Annotated in this window: 1 protein-coding gene; it reads left to right on the forward strand. The window is 68.0% G+C overall.

What is annotated here, in order from left to right; translation table 11 throughout:
• Positions 1 to 344: Ig-like domain-containing protein (locus tag OK409_RS21600; RefSeq protein ID WP_264367519.1), on the forward strand; the 344-nt coding region annotated here is incomplete at both ends.

Raw genomic sequence — 344 nt, forward strand, 5'->3', positions numbered from 1 at the left:
GGCAGACAGCACGCCGCCGGATAACCAGACCTCGGGCCTGGTGATCGACAGCATCACCCTGACGGACGACGTCGGTGCGATCACCGGCGAGATTGCCAGCGGCTCGGTCACCGACGACGCACGGCCGACCTTCTCCGGCGACGCAACCGCCGACATCGATCACGTCAACATCTATGACAACGGCGAGCTCGTCGGCAGCGCAGCGGTGGAGGCGGACGGCAAGTGGAGCTGGACGCCGGAGCAGGATATGGCGGACGGCACCTCCCACGACCTGACGGTCGCGGCGGTGGACGCGGCGGGCAACGAAGGCCCGCAGGCAGACGGCGACTGGAGCTTTACCGTTG

The sequence above is a fragment of the Pantoea sp. RG18 genome (assembly GCF_025910075.1).
Taxonomy (GTDB): Bacteria; Pseudomonadota; Gammaproteobacteria; order Enterobacterales; family Enterobacteriaceae; genus Pantoea; species Pantoea agglomerans.